Below are 23,152 nucleotides of genomic sequence, written 5' to 3' on the forward strand. Positions count from 1 at the left end.
CGGTCCGGTTCCTCAGTCGTCGAGGACCGACAGGTCCTGCCGGGCCGCCGGGACCTCCACCGTGCCCCGGTCGTCGGGAAGGGTCTGCACGGTGAACATCTCGATGCCGTTCACCTTCTCCGTGAGCGTGCGGGAGGCGTGGACCGGGCCGCCGGACCGGGTTTCGACGGTCAGCGCGTAGCTGCCCTTGAGGCCCGTGGGCACGGGCGGGGTGACGGCCAGGGTGGTGCCGGCGGGGATCTTGTACGTCTTGCTGACCGGCGTGCCGCCGCCGCTGCCCGCGGAGGCGGTGACCTCGACGGTGGCGGCGGCCGCGGAGGCGGCGAGGGCGAGGGCGGAGTTCTTGGCGCCGTTTCCGGCGACGGTCGCGCGGGCGCCGACCGGGCCGGTCGCCGGGATGTAGGCGACCTCGCGCTTGTCGCCCTTGCCCCGGACGACCCGCAGCGCGGCGACGACGGGGGTGGCCCTGTTCTTCTCGGCGGGCACCAGCATCAGCGAGCCGGCCTGGCCCCGGGTGAGGTCCTTGAGGTCGAGGGCCGCGGTCATGTTCGACTTGATGTGCAGTTCCTCGTGGCCGGCCGGGGTGATCGTGCCGGACTTGCCGACGAGCTTGATCCGGAGGTCGGCGTCGTCGTCGCCGGGGGCGAAGGCGACCAGCCGTACGGAGGTCGCGTCGGCCGGGATGCCGGGCAGTACGACGGTGCCGGCGGGTTCGGCGGAGGCGGCGAGCCAGTCGCTGCCGGTCTCGTCGTCGGCGGTCCGGAGGGCCGCGCCGACCCGTCCGGAGCGGGTGGTGACGTGCACGGTCACATCGTCGACGGCCTTGCTGGTGAGCGTCGAGATGAGGACCCGGACGCCGGAGCCGGCCGGGACGGTGATGCCCTCGCCCACGTCGGACTTGAGCGAGCCGTCCGGCCCGTACAGCTCGATGTCGGCGACGGCGGCGGTGTCGTCCGGGTTGGTGAGGTGGACGTAGTCCTCGCGGGTCTTGGCGGTGCTCGCCGCGGGGAACCAGAAGTCCGTGTCGGGCACGGTGCAGCTGATGCCGAGGATGCCGCGTCCGTCGCCGGCCTCGACGGTGGTGGTCTGCTGGGCGGTCCAGCCGGGGGCCAGCCGGCCGGTGGCGGTGCCGACGAGCGCGGGCGAGTCCGCGCCGGACGCCTTGCCGGTGGCCGGCTTGCCGGGCTCCTTGAGGGAGACGACCGGCTTGTCCTTGCCGGTGTCCTTCGCGTCCTTCCCCTTCTCCTTGCCCTTGTCCTTCTCGTCCTCTTCATCCGGCTTGTGGGCCTTCTCGCCGTCCTTCGCGGACGACAGGAGTTCGGCCGTGCCCGCCGCGCCGGCGGCGCCCTTGGTCGGCGGTGTGTAGGCCGCGTACGCCGTCTCGGAGAGGTCGGAGAGGCCGGGTGCCGGGCAGAGCAGGCTGGTCCGTTCGACGGGGAGCCGCGCGGCGGTCTTCGCCTCGGCCGGGGCGCTGCCGTCCGGCACGTTGAGCGCGGCGAACCCGGTGACGGCGGCCAGGGCGACGACCCCGGCGATGAGGGACAGGCTGCTGGTGGACTTCACTCGGACTCGCCTCGCGATGCGTTACCGGTCGGCCACGGGTTCTGGCCCGTGCCGGGGTTCTCGGGGTTCTGCGGGTCGTACGGGCGCTGCTCGCCGTACTGCCCGCCGTCGGCGTCGTAGCCGTTGGGGTCGTACGGGGCCGGGTCGTACGCCTGGCCGCCGTACGGGTCCGCGTACTGACCGCCCTGGTACTGCGGGTAGCCGCCGCCCTGGTACGGGTCCTGGCCGGGCGCGCCGTACTCGCCCTGCTGCTGCGGATAGCCGTACGGGTCGTAGCCGCCGGCGTCCGGCTGCTGCTGCCCGTCCGCGTACGGCCCGTCCTGGTACTGCGGGTAGCCCGGGTCCTGGTACTGGCCCTGCTGGGCGTCCCAGTCGCCGTACTGCTGCTGCGGTACGTAGGCGGCTTCCGCGTCCGGGGCGCCTTCCGGGGCGCTCTCCGGGGCGGCCGGGCCGGCTTCGGCGTCCTGCTGGGCGGGAACGTACGCCGGCTGCTCCCCGGCCCCGTCGGGCTCGGGTGAGCCCCCGGCGCCCTGCTGTGCGGCGGCGGCCTCGCTCTCGGCCAGGGCGGCGGCGCGCAGCCGGCGGGCCCGGCGGCCCTCTCCGGCGACCGGTTCGGCGGCGACGGCCTCGGCCTCCTCGGGCAGGTCGTCGTCGATCTCGCGGCGGCGGCCCGGCAGGGCCATGACGACCAGGACCACGGCGAGCGCGATCTGCGTCCAGATCCACACGGTGTGCGTGAAGGGTTCCTCGTACGTGAGGTCCAGGGTGCCGCCCTCGGCGGGCAGTTCGAAGCCCTGTGCCCAGCCGTCCACGGTCTTCGCGGTGAGCGCGCGGCCGTTGAGGGTGGCCTGCCAGCCGGGGTCGGCGGCGTCGGCGATCCGCAGCACCCGGTCGGCGGCGCCCGCCGGGATCTTGGTGTGCGCCTCGACCGGCCGGGAGCCCACCGGGAGCGGCTCGTCGCCGGCGGCGGACGGGACGATCATGATCCGGGAGACCTGCCGGTCCACCCGCCACAGGGCGCTGCCGTCCAGCTGGCTGAGCCGGCTGAGGCCGGGGGTGGCGTCGAGCACCCGGCTCATCTGCTTGGGCGCCCCGTCGCGCACGAGGACGTAGCGGATCGCGAAGCCGCTGAGCTGGCTGCCCTGGTCGGCGCCGGAGCCGGCGACCAGGTTGGCGACGACCTTGTCGAGGTGGCTGTTGCCGCCCTGGGCCGCGGCCAGTTCCGCGTCGCCGAGCCGGGCGCCGGAGCCCCGGACCAGGGTGTAGTCGACGGAGGCGGGCGAGGTGCCGCCCAGGACCAGGGTGCGCGGCTGGTCGCGGGTGCCGCTCTCCTCCGCGACGAACGCGGGGACCTGGACCGGGTCGCGGCGTTCCAGCGGGCCCGACGCGCCGCCGATCATCCAGCCGGCGGCGGCCAGCGCGGGGGCCAGGGCCGCCGCGAGGGCGATCAGGACGGCGACCGGCTGGCGCCAGCCGAAGCTCAGTTCGGCGACGCGGATGCGGGCGCCGTCCGCGCCGACCAGCGCGGCGGCGATGAGGGCGGCGCCGTAGACCAGCGTGGCGGGGCCGGCCCAGCCGGAGCCGTTGGCGAGGCCGGCGAAGGCGAGGGAGACCAGCGCGGCCACCCAGGCGGTCCGTACGGCGAACTGCCGCTCGCCGCGCAGCAGGGCGGCGAGCGCGGCGAGGACGATGCCCAGCAGCAGGACGCCGCCCGCCGCCTTCGGCCCGCCGGGGCTGATGCCGAGCAGGTCCAGCGCGGAGGCGGAGCCCGTACCGGTCTCCAGGCCGGCTTCCGTCAGGAACGCGGACGGGCTGGACAGCAGCGACAGCGACCAGGGCGCGAGGACGAGCAGCGGGGTGCCGACGGCGGCGAGGAAGCGGAGCGCGTACGCCGTGATGTCGCCGCGCCGCAGGACCAGGACGCCGAGGCCGAGGACCGCGGCGAGCGGCCACACGATCGGGGTGAAGGCCGTCGCGAGGGTGAGGAGCAGCGTGTACGCCCAGGTGGCGCGCCAGCTGCCGCGGGCGTCGCCGGTGGCCCGCATGCCGTGCGCGGAGACGGCCGTGCGGGCGAGCAGCGGGAGCAGGACGGCCAGGACGGCGGTGCCGAGGCGGCCGGTCGCCAGGGCGCCGGTGGCGGCGGGCAGGAAGGCGTAGGCGATGCTCGCCCAGGCGCGCAGCAGCCGGGAGGGCAGCAGCGGGCGGGTGGCGAAGTAGGCGGTGAGTCCGGCGAGCGGGACCGAGCAGACGAGCAGCAGGGTGAGCGCGAGGCCGGTTGAGCCGAGGAACAGCGCGGACAGGGCGGCGATCACGGCGAGGTAGGGCGGGGCGTTCTCGGTGCCGCCGGTGCCGATGGTGTGCCAGCCGTCCGCGTACTTGCCCCAGAGGTCGGAGACGTCGCCGGGGGCGGGCAGCAGGGCGCCGCCGGCCAGGGCGCCGCCGCCGATGAGGTTGCGGCAGGCGACGAGGGAGACCAGGAGCAGGACGGCGAAGAGGACCGGGCCGGGCTTGCGGCCGACCTTCTTGAGCCGGGCGAACTGGTCGATCTCCAGGTAGTCGGCGTCGTCGCCGCCGGGTCCGGATTCGACGGCGCCGTGCCGGGAGCCGCCGGAGTCGGCTTCGGAGCCGCCGCCGAAGTTTCCGGCGACCTGTTCGACGGTGGCGCGGACGGTGGCGCCGGGTGCGGGGAAGAGGCCGCGCAGTTCGGCGGGGTCCACGGCGCCCTTGCCGCGGGCGCGGCGGGCGGCCAGGATGCGGCCGGGGCGCAGCAGGGTGCTGAGGAGGCCGGTGACCTCGTCGAGTGCCTGACCGGGGACCTTGCCGACGAGGTAGGCGAGGGTGCGCAGCAGGGTGCCGACGACGAGCCGCAGCATGACCCAGGGCAGCTTCTTGCCGCGCGCGTTGACGAGCATGGTGTAGACGGCGCCGGCCTTGTCCACGCGGTGCGGGCTGGCGACGCTGCGGCCGGCGCAGTCGATGGGGCGGCGTTCGCGGGCGGACGCCTCGGCGTGCCGCAGGACGGCGTCGGGGGCGACGAGGACGCGGTGTCCGGCCAGGTGGGCGCGCCAGCACAGGTCGACGTCGTCGCGCATGAGCGGGAGCCTGCGGTCGAAGCCGCCCAGCTCCTCCCAGACGTCGCGGCGGATGAGCATGCCGGCGGTGGAGACGGACAGCACGGTGCGGACCTGGTCGTGCTGGCCCTGGTCCTGCTCGCGGCGGTCGAGGCCGGTCCAGCGGCGTCCGCTGTTGGCGATGGAGACGCCGACTTCGAGGAGCTGGCGGCGGTCGTACCAGCCGCGCAGCTTGGGGCCGACGATCGCGGCGTGCGGGTCGTGTTCGACGACGCGCAGCATCTCGGCGAGGGCGTCGGGGGCGGGCGCGCAGTCGTCGTGGAGCAGCCAGAGCCACTGCACCGGCTCGCCGTGCGGCAGCTCGGGCATCTCGTACGCCTCGTCGTGCCAGGTCCGGGTGACGGGGTCCCAGCCGCTGGGGCGCTTGAGGTAGGGCAGGTCGTCCGGGGTGAGGACGCCGGCCGTGCGGACGGCCTCGTCGACGGCGGTGCCGAAGCTGGTGCGGCGGGCGAGGTGCAGGACCCGGTCGGCGCCGAGTGCCTCGGTGACCAGGTGCGCGGAGTCGTCGGCGCTGCCGGTGTCGGCGGCGATGACGCTCTGGACGGGGCGTTCCTGGCCGAGCAGTCCGGCGAGCGCGTCGGGCAGCCAGCGGGCGCCGTCGTGGGAGACGAGCACGGCGGTGACGACATGCCGGGGGAACTCTGGGGCGGCGGCGGCCGCGTACGGCGCCGTCGATTGGCTGTGCACGGACATCGAGGTACGGGCCCTCCGGCCGGGTCCGGGGGCGTTCCCCCGGCTGCATCGGTGTACACGCGCGCTCTGTCGGGTTGTTGGCGCGTCTCGGACGGAGCCCCACACTAACGGTACGGATAAAGGCGGAGTGCCCGGAGCGGTTGGCGGAGGGTGCGACGGGGTAGTGGGCGGGGCCGAAATCGGTCCGGTCGGGGCATGCCGGCCGCGCCCGGCGGGTACGGCGACGGCGCCCCGTGCATGCGGCTCCCGTGCGAACAGCGACGGCCCGCCGCCTGCGGGGGCAGGCGGCGGGCCGCGGAGTGTGCGGTGGTGCGTCGGGTGTGCGGTGGTGCGTGGTGGGCCTGGGCCGGTCAGACCGCCGCCTTCTTGAGGCGTCGGCGCTCGCGCTCGGAGAGGCCGCCCCAGATGCCGAACCGCTCGTCGTTGGAGAGGGCGTACTCCAGGCACTCGGACCGGACTTCGCAGGCGAGGCAGACCTTCTTCGCCTCTCGGGTCGAGCCGCCCTTCTCGGGGAAGAAGGACTCGGGGTCGGTCTGGGCGCACAGTGCGCGCTCCTGCCAGCCGAGTTCCTCGTCCGCGTCCTCGACCAGCAGTTGTTGGAACAGCTCGGTCATGTGCGCCCCTCGTCCGTCTCTTGCGTCCCGTGATGCGGCCGTTACCGAATCGGCCGAACGACACGGGTGAAATTACAAGCGTGTAGCTCTGGCTGGTCAAGCCCGGATCTGCTATTGGCCTCGGTATTCACCCTGCGGCACCAACCGTATGCGTTAAGTGTTCAAATCACCAAAAACCTGACATATGCCATCGGCTCTGCCGCATCCGCACGTGCCATGGAGACAAACTCCCCTCGGCTCGGACACGTTGCGATTCGATCACCGAAGCGACCAAGATCACATTCGGGTCACGGTGCCGCGCCCAGGTTTGGCGGCGCGGCTGTTGCGCCACCTGTCCCGGCGAACGGGCGCTAAAACCTTTCTTCGCAGGGAGTAGCCGAAAGGGGTGAATCATTGCCGCCGAACCGTCCATCGAGTTGACAGTGGCCGGTTCTCCGGTTCTCCTTGGTGGCATGTCAGTGACCTCAGCGACGCACGCCACCCACGCCCGTGGGTTCCGTAGCGCTGTCCTGGTCCGCTGCCGCTGTTCCAGCTGTCCCGGCTGTTGATCCCGCCGGTGCCGTCGTAGCCACGCGCTCCGGCCCGGCCCCGCTCGCCCCGGACCCCCACGGACCCCGCCACCGGCCTCCGGTCCCCGTGTCCTCGCGTTTCCCCGGCGAGCCCTCGCACCGCACGACGCCGCACCCGCACGACGCCGCACCCGCACTCCGCCGAGGAACCACCGCTCCCATGAACAGCAGCGACAGCGACCTCCAGATCGCCGGCGACCTCCTGGAGGTCCAGCACCTTCTCCGCCCCGCCCGCGAACACCCCGTCACCGTGGCCGAGTTCGTCGGCCTCGCCCGTACCGTCGCCGCCGACCGCGCCCGCTGGGCGCCGCTCGTCCGGTACGACGCCACCACCCGCTGGTACCACCGCCTCACGACCGGGCCCGGCTACGAGGTCTGGCTGCTCAGCTGGGTGCCCGGCCAGGGCAGCGGGCTGCACGACCACGGCCCGTCGTCCGGCGTACTGACCGTGCTCGACGGCGAGCTGACCGAACGCACCGACCGGGGCAAGCGGACGCTGGGCGCCGGGGCGCAGCGCGTCTTCGCGCCCGGCTACCTCCACGAGGTCGTCAACGACTCGCTGGAACCGGCCGTCAGCCTGCACATCTACCACCCCGGCCTCACCGACATGCCGATGCACTCCGCGCGGTGCGCCGCCGCCACGGTCTGAACCCGCCCGCGGCCCATGGCCCGACGAAGCGCCTGACAGACTGTTTGCATGCGCATTGTGGTTCTGGCCGGCGGTATCGGTGGTGCTCGTTTCCTGCGTGGCCTCAAGGAGGCCGCACCCGACGCGGACATCACGGTCATCGGCAACACCGGCGACGACATCCATCTGTTCGGGCTCAAGGTCTGCCCCGACCTCGACACCGTGATGTACACGCTCGGGGGAGGCATCGACGAGGAGCAGGGCTGGGGGCGCTCGGACGAGACGTTCCAGGTCAAGGGGGAACTGGCCGCGTACGGCGTGGGCCCCGAGTGGTTCGGTCTCGGCGACCGCGACTTCGCCACCCACATCGTCCGTACGCAGATGCTCGGCGCGGGCTACCCGCTCAGTGCCGTCACCGAGGCGCTCTGCGCGCGCTGGAAGCCGGGCGTGCGGCTGCTGCCGATGTCCGACGACCGCGTCGAGACGCATGTGGCGATCGACGAGGACGGCGAGAGCCGGGCCGTGCACTTCCAGGAGTACTGGGTGAAGCTGCGGGCCTCCGTGCCGGCGCGGGCGATCGTGCCGGTGGGCGCCGAGCAGGCCGCACCGGCGCCCGGTGTCCTGGAGGCGATCGCGGCGGCCGACGTCGTCCTCTTCCCGCCGTCCAACCCGGTCGTCTCGGTGGGCACCATCCTCGCCGTGCCCGGTATCCGCGAGGCCATCGCCGAGGCCGGGGTGCCGGTCGTCGGCCTCTCCCCCATCGTCGGTGACGCGCCGGTGCGCGGGATGGCCGACAAGGTCCTGGCGGCGGTGGGCGTCGAGTCCACGGCCGCCGCGGTCGCCCGGCACTACGGCTCCGGGCTGCTCGACGGCTGGCTGGTGGACACGGTGGACGCGGGCACGGTGGACGAGGTGGAGGCCGCGGGCATCCGCTGCCGTGCCGTACCGCTGATGATGACCGATGTGCCCGCCACCGCCGAGATGGCCCGGCAGGCGCTGGCCCTCGCCGAGGAGGGCGCGTGAGCACCGCCGACGCGCCCTCCTACCGGGTGTGGGCGCTGCCCGGCATGCCCGAGGTGCGGGCCGGGGACGACCTCGCCAAGCTGATCGCGGCCGCCGAGCCGGGACTCGCCGACGGCGACGTGCTGCTCGTCACCTCGAAGATCGTCTCCAAGGCGGAGGGCCGGATCGTCGAGGCCACCGACCGGGAGGCGGCCATAGACGCCGAGACGGTACGGGTGGTGGCGCGGCGCGGTCCGCTGCGGATCGTGGAGAACCGGCAGGGCCTGGTCATGGCCGCCGCCGGTGTCGACGCGTCGAACACCCCCGCCGGTACGGTCCTGCTGCTTCCCGAGGACTCCGACGTTTCGGCCCGGACGATCCGGGAGGGGCTGCGCGCCGCGCTCGGCGTCGACGTCGGCGTCCTCGTCACGGACACCTTCGGCCGGCCCTGGCGCAACGGGCTGACCGATGTCGCCATCGGCGCGGCCGGTGTGCGGGTCCTCGACGATCTGCGGGGCGGGCACGACACGTACGGCAATCCGCTGAGCGCGACCGTCGTCGCCGTCGCCGACGAGCTGGCCGCCGCCGGCGAGCTGGTCAAGGGCAAGGCGGACGGGCTGCCCGTCGCCGTGGTGCGCGGGCTCGGGCATCTGGTGGACGCGGCGGACGAGCAGGGCGCCCGTGCGATGGTGCGGGTCGCCGCCGACGACATGTTCCGGCTGGGGACGTCGGAGGCGGTCCGGGAGGCGGTGACCCTGCGGCGCACGGTGCGCGAGTTCACCGACGAGGCGGTGGACCCGGAGGCGGTGCGGCGCGCGGTGGCCGCCGCGGTGACCGCGCCCGCGCCCCATCACACGACGCCGTGGCGGTTCGTCCTGCTGGAGTCCCCGGAGTCCAGGACCGGGCTGCTCGACGCGATGCGGGACGCGTGGATCGCCGATCTGCGGCGCGACGGCAAGAGCGAGGAGTCGATCGCCAAGCGGGTGCGGCGGGGCGACGTGCTGCGCCGGGCGCCGTATCTGGTGGTGCCGTGCATGGTGATGGACGGTTCGCACACGTACGGGGACGAGCGGCGGGACGGCGCGGAGCGCGAGATGTTCGTGGTCGCCGCCGGGGCGGGCATCCAGAACTTCCTGGTCGCGCTGGCCGGGGAGCGGCTGGGATCGGCGTGGGTGTCCTCGACGATGTTCTGCCGTGACGTGGTGCGCGAGGTACTGGGCCTGCCGGGGGGCTGGGACCCGCTGGGGGCGGTCGCGGTGGGGCACCCCGTGGCGCTGCCGGGGGCGCGGGTGGGGCGCGATGCGGAGGACTTCGTCGTCGTGCGGTAGCGCCTGGCGGCGCCGGGCGGGCGCGGCACGCTCACAGCCTCGCGATGTCCCTCGGCTGGAACCTCGGTGCCCTGCGCGGCGGGGTCTCGCCCGAGAGCAGGATCAGGCGCGTCGCCCGGTGTCGCTGGCCCTCGTACGGGGTGAGCAGCGCGAGCATCTCCTCGTCGTCCGCGTCGCGGTTGCCGGCCAGGGCGTGGCCGACGATGCCGGGCAGGTGGAAGTCGCCGACCGTCACCGCGTCCGGCGCGCCGTTGGAGCGCTGGAGGGTCTCCGCCGCCGTCCAGGGGCCGATCCCCGGCACCGCCTGGAGCCGGGCCAGCGCGTCCGGGAGGTCCATCGCGGCGGCCTCCTCCATGCGCCGGGCGACCCGGACCGCGCGCAGGATCGTCGCGGAGCGCTTGCTGTCCACGCCCGCGCGGTGCCAGTCCCAGGACGGGATCAGCGACCAGGTGCGGGCGTCCGGCATGACGTAGAGGCCGTACTCCTGCGGGCCGGGCGCGGGCTCCCCGTACATCCGGACCAGGAGGCGCCAGGCGCGGTACGCCTCGTCCGTGGTGACCTTCTGCTCCAGGATCGACGGGATCAGCGACTCCAGGACCAGGCCCGTGCGCAGCAGGCGGAGTCCGGGGCGGCGGTGCTGCGCCCGGGCGAGCAGGCGGTGGCGCGGGGTGAAGGCGGCCGGGTCGTCGCCCGCGCCGAGCAGGGTGGGCAGCTCGTCCAGCAGCCAGGACGCGCCGGGCCCCCAGGCGGACGCCTCGACGCGGCCGTCGCGCTCGACGACGTGGAGCGTGCCGGGACCGGCCGGGGTGCGGCTGGAGCGGCGTACGGAACCGTCGGCGACCATCCGGAACGTGGGGTCGGCGGGGCCCCGGCGCAGCGGGCCGAGGACGAGCCGCAGGTCGAGCGGGCCGGGCGGGGTCCAGACACGGGTCTGCGCCGCCGTCGCGGGCGTGGCCGCCGCCTGGTGCGGGACGGGCGCGCGCCGGGCGTTGCGGGGAGCGAATCGTCCTGCCACGGATGAGGTCCTCGGTCGTCGGGGCTGCCTGTCGAGGGTACGGGCTTTCCCGTAATCCCCGGCGGAACAGCGCGCGGCGTCAGATGCGGTGCATCGCAAGGCGGAGGGACACCCGCATACTGAATGTATTCGGGCGTTCCGACAACGCGGCGAGGCGCCGTAGCTGTCGTCGTGCGCCCGCCGGGGATTACGGGACAGCCCGTACGGCGGATTTCGGCCACCCGGAGGTCGAACGGGCCGGGGCGGCCGGGGCGCTCACTCGTCCGAGGAGAACCGTACCGAGGCGTCCGGCAGGTGGGCCCCGCACCAGACGCGTACGCCCTCGCGGAGTTCGTTGTCGGCGCCCACCTCGGCGTTGTCGCCGACGACGACGCCGGTCAGCTCCGTACGGGCGCCGATCCTGGCGCGTTCGCCGACCAGGGAGTCCGTGATCACCGCGCCGGGTTCGACGACCGCGCCCGAGAGCACGGTGGAGCCGTCGATCCGGGCGCCCGCGCCGACGACCGCGCCGGCGCCGATGACCGTACCGCCGGAGAGCTTGGCGTCCGGGGCGACGGAGGCGGTGGGCAGGGTGAGGCTGTCGCCGCAGCGGCCCGGCACGGCCGGGGACGGGGCGCGGCCGAGCACGAGGTCGGCGGAGCCCCGGACGAACGCCTGCGGGGTGCCGAGGTCCAGCCAGTACGTGGAGTCGACCATGCCCTGGAGGTGGGCGCCTTCGGCGAGGAGGCCGGGGAAGGTCTCGCGCTCGACGGAGACGGGGCGGCCGGCCGGGATGGTGTCGATGACCGAGCGGCGGAAGATGTACGCGCCGGCGTTGATCTGGTCGGTGACGATCTCCTCGGGCGTCTGCGGCTTCTCCAGGAAGGCGGTGACGCGGCCGGTTGCGTCGGTCGGCACGAGGCCGAAGGCGCGCGGGTCCTCGACGCGGGTCAGATGCAGGGAGACGTCGGCGCCGGAGCGTGCGTGCGAGGCGACCAGGGCGCGGATGTCGAGCCCGGTGAGGATGTCGCCGTTGAAGATGAGGACCGGTTCGTCCGGGCCGGAGGCGAGGCGGTGGGCGACGTTGCGGATGGCGCCGCCGGTGCCGAGCGGTTCGCGCTCGGTGACGTACTCGATGTGCAGGCCGAGCGAGGAGCCGTCGCCGAAGTACGGCTCGAAGACCTCCGCAAGGTAGGAGGTGGCGAGGACGATGTGCTCGACCCCCGCCGCGCGGGCCCGCGCCAGTTGGTGCGTGAGGAAGGGGACGCCCGCCGCCGGGACCATGGGCTTGGGCGTGTGCACCGTGAGCGGGCGCAGCCGGGTGCCCTTGCCGCCGACCAGGAGGATCGCTTCTTTTGCCTCTGTCACCTTGATTCTCCCAGGATGCCCCGTCCCCCAGGACGGGGAGGAATGGGTCCTCGGTTCGGAGCCGCGAAGCGGCGGAGTTCGCTGCACATTGGTTCTGACCTGCGCTCTCTTTCGTTGTCAGTGGGGGCTGTTAGGTTGCGGATCATGGCGACGACAGCAACGGCCGAGCAGGGTTCCGGGCTTGCCCGGTACACCTTCCGGCTGCGTGTGTCGTCGACCGCGCTCGACAGGCTGTTGACCGAGGCCCGGCAGTCGATGGTGTGGCTGCGTGAGGGTGCGTCGGTGCCGCAGCAGCAGGTCATCCGTGACTTCGCCACGTCCCGTGCCAAGGCGGTCAGGGACATCAAGGCCAGGGTGCCGGTGCGGCGGCGGGCCGGAATGCCGCGCGTCAAGCGAAAGCGGGACGCACTGCCCACGCTGAACTACACCCGGCGCGGATTCCGCCTCAAGAAGGGCCGTCTCCACCTTGCGGGCGGCATCGTCCTGACGGTCGTGTGGTCTCGCGACCTTCCGGCCACACCCTCCAGCGTGCGGGTGTACCGGGACGGTCTGGGGCACTGGTACGCGTCGTTCGTCGTCGCCACCGAACCCGAGCCGCTGCCCGCCACGGGGCGTGTGCTCGGCGTGGACTGGGGCGTGAAGGAGACCGCCACCACCACATCCGACGCCCACGACCTCCCCCACCCCGAACACGGGAAGAGCGCGGCGCGGAAGCTTGGGCGATATCAGCGGATGATGGCCCGCCGCCGCCCCGCCAAGGGCAAGGGCAAGGCAGCATCCAAGGGCTACCGCAGCGCCCGGCGGCAGGCCGCGAAGGTGCACAAGAAGGTGGTCCGGCAGCGGCAGGACACCGCCCGCAAGTGGGCCAAGGCGGTGGTCCGCGACCACGACGCCATCGCGGTCGAGGACTTCCGCCCGAAGTTCCTGGCGAAGACCAGCATGGCCCGCAAGGCCGCCGACGCCGCGATCGGCGCCACCAAGACCGCCCTCATCGAGATGGGCCGCAAGCACGCACGGGACATCCGTCTCGTGCACCCCGCGCACACCACGATGGACTGCGCGTCGTGCGGAGCGAGAACCAAGCACGCACTACCTCTCTCGGAACGTATCTACACCTGCACCGCATGCGGAGCCGTGTCCCCCAGGGACAAGAACTCCGCCCGCATGATGCTGGTCCGGGCTGGTCTCAACCCGGCTGGTGCCGATCGTGTAAGAGCCGGCGGACCGCAGGTCCCCAGCCAACGTGAGCCAGAAATCCTCGCCCTTTCCCAGGGCGGGGAGGATGTCAAAGCACTGTCTTCGCTTCCTGCTGGGGCCGGGCCTGGTTGTGACTGGTCAGTCTATGCAGACCGCTCGAACGCCTGGGCGAGGTGGCCCGCGGCGGGTGTGCCGCGGCTCCGGGCGGGGGCGTCGGCCCGGCCGCGTACGCTTCCGCCCATGAACGCCAGCGACCGCACCCCTGCCGACCTGCTGCGTTCCGCGCTCGCCGCGGACCCGGCCCGCCCTCTGGTCACCTTCTACGACGACGCGACCGGGGAGCGCGTCGAGTTGTCGGTGGCCACCTTCGCCAACTGGGTGGCCAAGACCGCCAATCTGCTCCAGGGCGATCTGGCCGCCGAGCCCGGTGACCGGCTCGCGCTGCTGCTGCCCGCGCACTGGCAGTCCGCGGTCTGGCTGCTGGCCTGCGCCTCGGTCGGGGTGGTGGCCGATGTGCAGGGCGATCCGGCCGCCGCCGACCTCGTCGTCTCCGGCCCGGACACGCTGGACGCGGCGCGGGCCTGCCGGGGCGAGCGGATCGCGCTGGCGCTGCGGCCGCTGGGCGGGCGGTTCCCGCAGGCGCCCGAGGGGTTCGCGGACTACGCGGTGGAGGTGCCGGGGCAGGGCGACCGGTTCGCGCCGTTCGCCCCGGTGGACCCGGACGCGCCGGCCCTGACGGTGGGCGGGGTGTCGTTCACGGCGGCGGAGCTGGTGGCGCGGGCGCGCGAGGACGGGGCGGCGCTGGGCCTGGGGGCCGGGGCGCGGCTGCTGTCGGGGCGTACGTACGACACCTGGGACGGGCTGAGCGCCGGGCTCTACGCGCCGCTGGCGACCGGGGGTTCGGTGGTCCTGTGCCGCCATCGGGACCAGCTGGGCGCGGAGGCGCTGGCGCAGCGGGTGGACAGCGAGCGGGTCACGCTGACCGTGTGACGGGGAGCGGTGGGCTCCGCTCCGCAGCCGGTACGACAAGCGGTCCGTGGGGCCACTCGTCCGGCTCATCGTGGGCCGAGCCCTCCGCCCTGGCGCTCAACTCCGGTACATGATCTGGCGTACAGATTCTCGAGGCACAACCAAGCGTGAGGTTCAGCCGTCTACTTCTGCGACCGGCGGCCCAGCGCGCCGCCGAACGTGAAGGATGGACGCAGACGTGACCGAAAGCGCCGGCACTCCGGGCGGCCCCGACGACGCGGCGGGCAAGGACCGGACGCCGGACGCACCGCCCGGCGGGGCACCCGACGAGGCACCCCATGAGAAGAAGGCCGCGCCCGGCGGCGAGACCCGCAGCGGGTCCGGCAGCGGACCGGGCCCCGCCCCGGAGTCCGACGCGGACGGCAGCGGGAACACGGGCGGACGCGGCGAGGCGAGCGGGAGCGGCGACGCGGGCGGGAGCGGGGCCCTCGACATCACCGTCAAACGGAAGCGTCACTGGCTGCGCTGGACCGCCCTCGGCGCCTCGTTCGTCGTGCTCGTCGCGGCGGGCGTCGGCTGGTGGCTGTACAAGAAGCTCGACGGCAACATCCGGACGGACACCTCGGCGGCGGCCGAACTGAAGGCGTACGAGAAGGAGCGGCCGGTCTCCGTCGTCCACGACGCGGAGAACATCCTGCTCATCGGCTCGGACAGCCGGGCGGGCGACAACCGGAAGTACGGCCGCGACGACGGCGGCAGCCAGCGCTCGGACACGACGATCCTGCTGCACCTGGCGGCGGACCGGAAGAGCGCCACCGCCATGTCGATCCCGCGTGACCTGATGGTGGACATCCCCGCCTGCCACAAGGCGGACAAAACCGCCACCAGGCCGCAATTCGCCCAGTTCAACTGGGCGTTCGAGATGGGCGGGACCGCCTGCACCATCCGGACCGTCGAGAAGATGACCGGCATCCGCATCGACCACTACATGATCATCGACTTCAACGGCTTCAAGGACATGGTCAACGCGGTGGACGGCGTCGACGTCTGCCTCAAGGAGCCGATCGACGACAAGGACGCCCACCTCAAGCTCACGGCGGGCCGCCACAAGCTCAACGGGGAGCAGGCGCTCGGCTACGTGCGGGCCCGCAAGTCGCTCGGCAACGGGAGCGACACCGACCGCATGGACCGCCAGCAGCAGTTCCTCGGCGCGCTGGTCAACAAGGTGCAGAGCAACGGCGTCCTGCTCAACCCGACGCGCCTCTACCCGGTCCTGGACGCGGCCACGAAGGCGCTCACCACCGATCCGGGCCTGGACAGCCTCAAGGACCTCTACGACCTGGTGCGGGGGATGCGGGACGTCCCCACCGAGAAGGTGCAGTTCCTGACGGTCCCCCGGCAGCCGTACCACCTGAACCGCAACCGGGACGAACTGGTACAGCCCGACGCCGACAAGCTGTTCAAGCAGTTGCGCGACGACAAGCCGGTCGCCGTGGTGCCCGCCGGCGAGACCGACGACGACGGTGCGAACGGTGCCGGCGGTACGACCGACGACGGTGCGACCGACGACGGTGCGAACGGCGACGGTGCGAACGGCGACGGTGCGAACGGCGACGGGAACGCGGGCGCCGCCGACGCCTCGGGGCCGTCCCCCACACCCACCTATTCGGGGAACAATGCCGCGACCGACCTGTGCAAGCAGTAAAGCAATGGCCAAACAGACACCAACATTCGGCGTGCAATGGGAAGAATGCCCGGTTGTAAGGGGCGTGGAATGTGTCACGCGCGTCGCTGCGCGCCGGATGAGACGGATATCGTGACGCGATCCGGTGCTTCCGGCCGTCCGGCCGCGCACTTCTGGACAGAGAAACTGGGCGCCTTTTCGGGGGAGGCGCCTCGCGTGGCACCGACGGAGGACTCGAACAACCGTGGATGCGCAGAGTCGTGGGCGGGCGGAAGACATGAATGATCCCGCAGACCAGTGGGTTCTCAACCCGGTCACCGGCGATTACGAACTGCGACTGAACCATTCCGGAGGGAATACACCCCGGTCCACGGTTCCTCCGGCGCAGCGCGGCCCGTCCGACGGCCCCCGCCGCTCCCCTTCGGAAAGTTCCTCGCGGAACTCCTCCGAGGGCACCCCCCGCCGCAGCGCCGAGGTGCCGCGCCAGGGCGGGCGCCGGTCGGCGAATGGTTCACGCGGCCAGCAGCGCCCGGCGCCGGGCGACACCGGCCACGGCCGCCGCAAGCGCAAGGCCCCCAAGTCGCGCGGCAAGAAGGCGCTGCTGTGGACGGGCGGCGTGATGGCCTTCGTGCTCGTCGGCGTCTCGGCCGGCGGCTACTGGCTGTACCAGCGGCTCAACGGCAACATCAGCACGGTCGACATCGGTGACACCGGCAACAAGGACGTCATCACGGCCAACGCCCCGCTCAACATATTGATCATCGGTACGGACAAGCGGACCGGTAAGGGCAACGGCGGCTACGGCGACAAGAACAGCGTCGGCCACGCGGACACGAACATCCTCTTCCACCTCTCCGAGGACCGCACCAACGCCACGGCGATGAGCATCCCGCGCGACCTCATCACCGACATCCCGGAGTGCACCGCCAAGCAGGAGGACGGCTCGGAGAAGACGATTCCGGGCACGCGGCAGGTCAGGTTCAACCAGAGCCTCGGTCAGGACGGCCGCAACCCCGGCTGCACGATGAAGACGGTCGAGGAGCTGACCGGCGTCAAGGTGGACCACTTCATGATGGTCGACTTCAACGCGGTGAAGACGCTCTCCACGGCGGTCGGCGGGGTCAAGATCTGCCTCGACCACGCCGTCAACGACCCCAAGTCCCACCTCAACCTCCCCGCCGGTGAGAACACGGTCATGGGCGAGGACGCGCTCGCGTACGTACGCACCCGGCACGCCTACGCCAACGAGAGCGACCTGGACCGCATCAAGGGGCAGCAGCAGTTCCTCGGCTCGATGATCCGCCAGGCCAAGTCGGACGACACGCTGACCAGCCCCACCAAGCTGTTCAAGCTGGCCGACGCGGCCACGAAGGCCCTGACGGTCGACGAGCCCATCGGCGACGTGAAGAAGCTCAGCACGCTCGCCAAGGAGATCACCAAGACGGACACGAACAACATCACGTTCGTCACGATGCCGGTGATAGACAACCCGAACGAGCCCACCCCCGTCACGGTCGTTCCGCACCCGACCAAGGCGGACGAGCTGTTCCAGATGCTGCGCGAGGACACCTCGCTGACCGAGGTGGCCGCGCAGAAGAAGAAGGCGAAGAGCAAGCAGGACGCCCTCCTCAAGGGAACCAAGGCGGCGCCCGCCGACGTCCGGGTCGATGTGTACAACGGCGGCGAGGTCGCCGGCGGCGCCCAGCAGACGGTCGTCTGGCTGCAGAACACCAAGGGCGTCCTGAAGTCCACGAACAAGGCCAACGCACCGAAGAAGATCGCCAAGACGACCCTCGAGTACGCCCCGAACCAGGCGGACCAGGCCCGCGCCCTCGCCGAGATGATGGGGCTGCCCGGCTCCGCGATGAAGCCGGGCACCACCGACGCCGAGGGGCAGGAGGCGATGGTGCTGACGCTGGGGGCGGACTTCAAGGAAGCCGGGAAGTCGATCACGGGCCCGAAGAAGATCGACATTCCGAAGTCCAGCGCCGAATCGGCGGGCTGCTCCAAGTGACGCGGCACCGCCGCACCATACGAATCTGAACAGCAGGGGGGTCTGGTGGGACGGAGCAGCACGCCTGGGGAGGGGACGCGCCCGCGGACCCCGCACGGCCGCAGGGCGGAGCGCCACGAGGACGATGGCGGTACGGCGACCGGCTCCTCGGCCGACCGCGACGCGGAGCGCGGCACGGGCGGCGGGCACCGGGCCGCGAGACGTGGCGGGCGCCGAAAACAGAAGAAGAAGCACCGTGTGCTGCGCTGGATAGCCTTCTCGGTCGCCTTCCTCATACTCGGGACCGGCGCGGCCGGTTACCTGTACTACCAGCACCTCAACAGCAAGCTGCAGAAGGGCGCGCGCAGCGCCGGCAACAGCGGGGCGAAGAAGACCGCGCCGAACGCGGCAGGCCAGACCCCGATCAACCTCCTGCTGATCGGCTCCGACGACCGCAACAGCGCGGAAAACCTCAAGCTCGGCGGTTCCAAGAAGAGCGTCGGGGCGGAGCCGCTCGCCGATGTGCAGATGCTGCTGCACGTCTCGGCCGACCGGAAGAACGCCTCGGTCGTGAGCATCCCCCGCGACACCCGCGTGGACATTCCCGCCTGCGAGAACCCCGACACGCACAAGAAGTACCCGGCGACCAACGACCTCATCAACGTGTCGCTGCGCGGCGGGGCCGGCTGCACCCTGGACACCTGGGAGAAGCTCACCGGCATCTACATCGACCACTGGATGATGGTCGACTTCGCGGGCGTGGTGGACATGGCGGACGCCGTGGGCGGCGCCTGGGTCTGTGTGAACCAGGACGTCTACGACCTGCCCAAGCCCAGGGTGCCCGGCGGCTCGTTCCTGCGGATGAAGGCGGGCCGGCACAAGATCCAGGGCGAGCAGGCACTGAAGTGGCTGCGCACCCGGCACGCCTTCGGCAGCGACATCGGCCGCTCCAAGGCCCAGCACATGTACCTGAACTCGGTGATGCGCGAGCTGAAGAGCCAGAACGCGTTCACGGACACGGGCAGGCTGATGAACCTGGCCGAGACCGCCGTCGAGTCGCTCACGGTCTCGGAGGAGATCGGCACCGTCAAGAAGCTGTTCGACCTCGGCATGCAGCTCAAGAACGTGCCGCTGGACAAGATGAACATGCTGACGATGCCGCGCATCCCCGACCCCGAGAACCCCGACGCCCACGTGCTGCCGAAGCCGGGCGCCGCCGACAAGCTGTGGGCGCTGCTGCGCGAGGACCAGTCGCTGGACCCGAAGGACCGGGCCAAGGCGAAGAAGAAGGCCGCCCAGGGCCCGAAGGCCGGCCCCCCGGCGTCGATCGGGATCACCGTGGTCAACGGCACCGGCGGCGACGGGCAGCAGCCCGCCGAGGGCCGCGCCGCCGCCGTACGCGATCTGCTCAAGGCCAAGGGCTTCACCGAGGCGGACACCACCAACGATCCCGGTTCCGCGCTGACGACCGAGGTGTCGTACCCGCGCAGCGCCGGGGCCCAGGGCAAGTCGGACGCGCTGTCCGTGGCCAAGGCGCTGGGGCTGCCGACCAGCGCGGTCAAGGACACCCCGGACGGGGCCGGGCTGACGGTGACCGTCGGCTCCGACTGGCGTACGGGCACTCAGGCACCGAAGACGCCCGACGACGACAGCGACCCGCTGGAGGGCACCGAAGCGGTGAACAGCGCCAAGAAGGACGACTGCATGGACGTCTACTGGCCGTACCGCACGCCGTAGGTGACGCGGTCGCGGTAACGGGGCGCCCGGTCCGGCCGGACGCCCCGTTACCGCGAATGGGGGACGGCGGTGCGCGCCGCCGGGTGGCCTACCGGGATGAGGATCGTATGGGCCTACTGTGCTAACGGTCCCCCTCGCACCGCGGAGGTGTCCCCGTGCCCACGCCGCACCGCTCCCCCCGTCCCGTCCGGCCCCGGACCGCTCCCCCGCGGCCCCGGCGGCGGCGCAAGCGGGGCGGGCGGCCACGCTGGGGGACGCGGATGGCGACCGGGCTCTCGGTCCTCGTGCTCGGGGCGGGCGGGATCGGGCACGCGGTGGTGACGAACCTGGAGAGCGGGATCGACCGCATCGACCCGTTCAAGGACATGAAGAACCGCCCCACTGGCGGGCGCGGCACCAACCTGCTGCTCGTCGGCACCGACGGCCGGGACAAGATCACCGAGGACGAGAAGCGGAAGTACCGGCTGGGCGGTGCGCCCTGCCACTGCACGGACACGATCATGCTGGTGCATCTGTCGGCCGACGAGGAGCGCGCCAGCGTCGTCAGTCTGCCGCGCGACAGTTACGCGGAGATCCCCGCGCACCGCGACCGCACCACCGGCAAGGAGCACGCGGCGCACCCGGTGAAGCTGAACGCGGCGTACGCGGAGGGCGGGCCCGCCCTCACCGTGCGGACGGTCGAGCACATGACCGGCGTCAAGATCGACCACTACCTGGAGGTCGACTTCACCAGCTTCATGACCACGGTGGACGCCGTCGGCGGGGTGGAGATCTGCACCGCCCGCCCGCTGAAGGACTCCTACACCGGCCTGGACCTCGCCCCCGGCACCCACCGGCTCGACGGCGGCCAGGCCCTCCAGTACGTGCGCTCCCGGCACATCGACGGGGACGCCGACCTGGGCCGGATGCAGCGCCAGCAGAAGTTCATGGCCTCGCTCATCGAGCAGGCGACGAGCAGCGGGGTGCTGCTGAACCCGGTGAAGTTCCGCGAGGTCGTCTCGACGACGCTGAGGTCGGTACGGGCCGACCGGGGCCTGGACACGGAGCGGATGCTCTCGCTGGGCCGGGCGCTGCGCGACTTCACCGCCGCGTCGTCGGAGTTCGCCTCGGTGCCGATGGGCGATGTCGCGTACCAGGTCAAGGGCATCGGCTCCACGGTCAAGTGGGACCCGGTGAAGTCGAAGCGGCTCTTCACCGCGCTGCGCGAGGACAAACCCCTGACCACCGCCCGGCCCGCCGAGAAGGCCCCGGCGAAGAAGGTGGACGTGCCGCCGGAGCGGGTGCGGGTCCAGGTCTACAACGGCACCGCGCAGGACGGCCTCGGCTCCGCCGTGGACGCCGCGCTGCACGCCACCGGCTTCGACACCACCCGCGCCCCGCTCACCGCGCCGCAGCACGACCTGAAGCGGACCCTGGTGACGTACGACCCCCGCTGGGACCGGTCCGCGAAGACCCTGGCGGCGGCGCTGCCGGGGGCGGAGCTGCGGGCGGTCACGGGGCAGGGGGCGACGATGCGGGTGACGGCGGGCGAGGACGCCCACACGGTGCGCCGGGTGGACGCGGAGCAGCCGGACGGGGGGAGGTTCGGGGCGGTGAAGGGGAACGAGGTGGTGTGCCCGTAGACGGGTGCCCGTGGGGCGGACGGGGAAGGCGGGACGGACGGGGAGGGCGGCGGGCCGCCGTCAGTCCTCGATGCCCTCCGCGAGCCGCTTCTCGCGCAGCTCCCGGATCGCGCGGCGCCGGGCCAGCCGGTGGGTGCGGCGGATCTGCGCCTCCTGGTAGCGCCGCTTGTCCCGCTCCGTCTCGGGGACGACCTGCGGTACGGGCCGGGGCCGGCCGTCCGCGTCGACCGCCGCGAACACCAGGTACGCGCTGCCGACCTGGGTGGCCGGCGTCGACTCGTTCCAGCGCTCGGCCATGACCCGGACGCCGACCTCCATGGAGGACCGGCCGGTCCAGTTGACCTGGGCGCGTACGTGGACGAGGTCGCCGACGCGGACCGGCTCCAGGAAGACCATCTCGTCCATCGAGGCGGTGACCGCGGGCCCGCCGGAGTGCCGGCCGGCGACGGCGCCCGCCGCGTCGTCCACCAGTTTCATGATCACGCCGCCGTGCACGGTACCCAGGAGGTTGGTGTCGCTGCCGGTCATGATGTGGCTGAGGGTGGTGCGGGAGGCCGCGGTGGGCTTGGCCGGAATGTCGCTCTCCGGGCGCGGAGCCTGATCTGTCATACCGTCCACCTTATGCGGGGGCCCGGAATGCGTCGCAATGCATCAGCTTCGCTACAGCCGTGGCCCGATTTTCCGTACTCCCTGTAAGAGGGACACCCCCGACCGGCACACTGGTCCGTATGAACGATTGGCCCGAGGGCTGGACCGGCGACAACCGCAGCGGTGACCGCTACGGGCGGGGAAGCGCGAGCGAGCGCCCCGAGAGCGCACGCTCGATGCCGCACGTGCAGCGCCGCCCCGCCCCGCCTCGGCAGCGCCCCGCGCCGCCGAGGCAGCGCCCTGTCCCGCAGCAGCCCGCCGGTTACGACGACGGGCAGCCGCAGTACGGCGAGGGCTACGACAGCGGCTACAACACGGGCCAGGTCTACGGGGCGCCGGGCGGCGGCCGTGGCGCGGGTCACGGCTCGGGCGCCGGCGGCGGTGACCGGGGTCACCTCCAGGGCCGGTCCCGCCCGGCGCCGAACTGGGGCCGCCGGATCAGGATCGGCGCGCTGGTCCTGGTCGTGGCGCTGCTCGCGGTGTCCATCGGCACGTACTTCTGGGCCGACTCGAAGCTGAACCGCGCGGTGGACCTGTCCAAGGTCATCGAGCGGCCGGAGGCGGGCAAGGGGACGAACTACCTGATCGTGGGCTCGGACAGCCGCGTGGGTATGACGTCCGAGGACAAGAAGCGCCTCCACACGGGCGGCCCCAAGGAGGGCGGCCGGACCGACTCGATGATGATCCTGCACACCGGCGACAACGGCCCGACGCTGATCTCGCTGCCGCGTGACTCCAACGTGGAGATCCCGTCGTTCATCGGCTCGGAGTCCGGCAAGAAGTACCCGGCCACGGGCCGTACGACGAAGCTGAACGCCGCGTACGCGACGGACGGCCCCGAGCTGCTGGTGCGGACCGTCGAGTTCAACACCGGCCTGCGCATCGACCACTACGTCGAGATCGGCTTCGGCGGCTTCGCCAAGATCGTGGACGCGATCGGCGGGGTGGAGCTGGACATCCCGAAGGCGTTCAAGGACAAGAAGTCCGGCGCCGACTTCCAGGCCGGCAAGCAGACGCTGAACGGCGAGCAGGCACTGGCCTTCGTCCGCACCCGGTACGCCTTCGCCGAGGCCGACCTGGCCCGTACGAAGAACCAGCAGAAGTTCCTCGCGGCGCTGGCCAGTCAGACGGCGACCTTCTCGACGATCATCAACCCGTTCAAGCTGTACCCGACGATGGGTGCCGGCCTGGACACGCTGGTCGTGGACAAGGACATGTCCCTGTGGTCGCTCGGCAAGATGTTCTTCGCGATGAAGGGCGTCACGGGCGGCGACGGCACCTCGATGAACATGCCGATCTCGGGCTCGGTGGGCGGCAACCTGGCCTGGGACAAGGCGAAGGTGAAGCAGCTGGTCGAGCAGCTCAAGAACGACGAGAAGGTCACGGTCACCGAGAACTGAGGCGCGTCCCGC

General features: G+C 72.3%; 15 protein-coding genes and 1 pseudogene. 10 read left to right on the forward strand and 6 right to left on the reverse strand.

From position 1 onward, the window contains the following. Positions 1-12 precede the first annotated feature (12 nt). From OG710_RS10240 to OG710_RS10250, 3 genes are all read right to left on the reverse strand, one after another. Positions 13-1,563: a DUF5719 family protein gene (locus tag OG710_RS10240; protein ID WP_330239041.1), complete on the reverse strand. Its 1,551-nt coding sequence runs from the start codon at positions 1,561-1,563 to the stop codon at positions 13-15. After that, complete coding sequence (locus tag OG710_RS10245; protein ID WP_330239042.1) at positions 1,560-5,387, reverse strand: glycosyltransferase family 2 protein; 3,828 nt, start codon at positions 5,385-5,387, stop codon at positions 1,560-1,562. The genes OG710_RS10240 and OG710_RS10245 overlap by 4 nt, the downstream gene beginning before the upstream one ends. 350 nt (positions 5,388-5,737) lie before the next feature. Further along, positions 5,738-6,001, reverse strand: a complete 264-nt coding sequence (locus tag OG710_RS10250; RefSeq protein ID WP_030927001.1) for a WhiB family transcriptional regulator — start codon at positions 5,999-6,001, stop codon at positions 5,738-5,740. Between the two features lie 729 nt (positions 6,002-6,730). Between OG710_RS10250 and OG710_RS10255 the strand changes: the two genes are divergently transcribed. The 3 genes from OG710_RS10255 to OG710_RS10265 are packed head-to-tail and all read left to right on the forward strand — an operon-like array spanning position 6,731 to position 9,528. Next, positions 6,731-7,219 (forward strand): cysteine dioxygenase, encoded by a 489-nt coding sequence (locus OG710_RS10255; protein ID WP_330239043.1) that lies wholly within the window; start codon positions 6,731-6,733, stop codon positions 7,217-7,219. 48 nt (positions 7,220-7,267) lie between these two features. After that, complete coding sequence (gene cofD / locus OG710_RS10260) at positions 7,268-8,221, forward strand: 2-phospho-L-lactate transferase (protein WP_330239044.1); 954 nt, start codon at positions 7,268-7,270, stop codon at positions 8,219-8,221. Next, on the forward strand, positions 8,218-9,528 hold the full coding sequence (locus tag OG710_RS10265; RefSeq protein ID WP_330239045.1) for a coenzyme F420-0:L-glutamate ligase: 1,311 nt from the start codon (positions 8,218-8,220) through the stop codon (positions 9,526-9,528). Before cofD ends, OG710_RS10265 begins: the two co-directional genes overlap by 4 nt. A 31-nt stretch (positions 9,529-9,559) precedes the next feature. On the opposite strand, the gene OG710_RS10270 is transcribed toward OG710_RS10265, so the two are convergent. Further along, positions 9,560-10,543: a DNA-3-methyladenine glycosylase family protein gene (locus OG710_RS10270; RefSeq protein ID WP_330239046.1), complete on the reverse strand. Its 984-nt coding sequence runs from the start codon at positions 10,541-10,543 to the stop codon at positions 9,560-9,562. Between the two features lie 255 nt (positions 10,544-10,798). Further along, positions 10,799-11,890, reverse strand: a complete 1,092-nt coding sequence (locus OG710_RS10275) for an NDP-sugar synthase (protein ID WP_330239047.1) — start codon at positions 11,888-11,890, stop codon at positions 10,799-10,801. A 144-nt stretch (positions 11,891-12,034) separates the two neighbouring features. On the opposite strand from OG710_RS10275, the pseudogene OG710_RS10280 reads away from it, so the two are divergent. The 6 genes and pseudogenes from OG710_RS10280 to OG710_RS10305 all read left to right on the forward strand — a co-directional run. Next, positions 12,035-13,126, forward strand: a pseudogene (locus OG710_RS10280) (RNA-guided endonuclease InsQ/TnpB family protein); the annotation flags it as partial. Positions 13,127-13,327: 201 nt separating this feature from the next. After that, positions 13,328-14,077: a TIGR03089 family protein gene (locus OG710_RS10285; RefSeq protein WP_330242207.1), complete on the forward strand. Its 750-nt coding sequence runs from the start codon at positions 13,328-13,330 to the stop codon at positions 14,075-14,077. Positions 14,078-14,282: 205 nt separating this feature from the next. Further along, positions 14,283-15,761 (forward strand): LCP family glycopolymer transferase, encoded by a 1,479-nt coding sequence (locus OG710_RS10290; protein ID WP_443064234.1) that lies wholly within the window; start codon positions 14,283-14,285, stop codon positions 15,759-15,761. A 256-nt stretch (positions 15,762-16,017) separates the two neighbouring features. Next, entirely contained in the window at positions 16,018-17,754 is a 1,737-nt protein-coding gene (locus OG710_RS10295; RefSeq protein WP_330239049.1) for an LCP family protein, read from the forward strand. Positions 17,755-17,991: 237 nt separating this feature from the next. Then, positions 17,992-19,470: an LCP family protein gene (locus OG710_RS10300; RefSeq protein ID WP_330239050.1), complete on the forward strand. Its 1,479-nt coding sequence runs from the start codon at positions 17,992-17,994 to the stop codon at positions 19,468-19,470. A gap of 155 nt (positions 19,471-19,625) precedes the next feature. Further along, a complete protein-coding gene (locus tag OG710_RS10305) occupies positions 19,626-21,092 on the forward strand; it encodes an LCP family protein (RefSeq protein ID WP_443064235.1) in 1,467 nt (488 codons plus the stop codon). A gap of 60 nt (positions 21,093-21,152) precedes the next feature. Here OG710_RS10305 and OG710_RS10310 read toward each other — a convergent pair whose 3' ends face one another. Then, positions 21,153-21,701: an acyl-CoA thioesterase gene (locus OG710_RS10310; RefSeq protein WP_111330925.1), complete on the reverse strand. Its 549-nt coding sequence runs from the start codon at positions 21,699-21,701 to the stop codon at positions 21,153-21,155. Positions 21,702-21,820: 119 nt separating this feature from the next. On the opposite strand from OG710_RS10310, the gene OG710_RS10315 reads away from it, so the two are divergent. Then, complete coding sequence (locus OG710_RS10315; protein ID WP_330239052.1) at positions 21,821-23,140, forward strand: LCP family protein; 1,320 nt, start codon at positions 21,821-21,823, stop codon at positions 23,138-23,140. Positions 23,141-23,152 lie beyond the last annotated feature (12 nt).

Source organism: Streptomyces sp. NBC_00525 (genome assembly GCF_036346595.1).
Classification (GTDB): Bacteria; Actinomycetota; Actinomycetes; order Streptomycetales; family Streptomycetaceae; genus Streptomyces.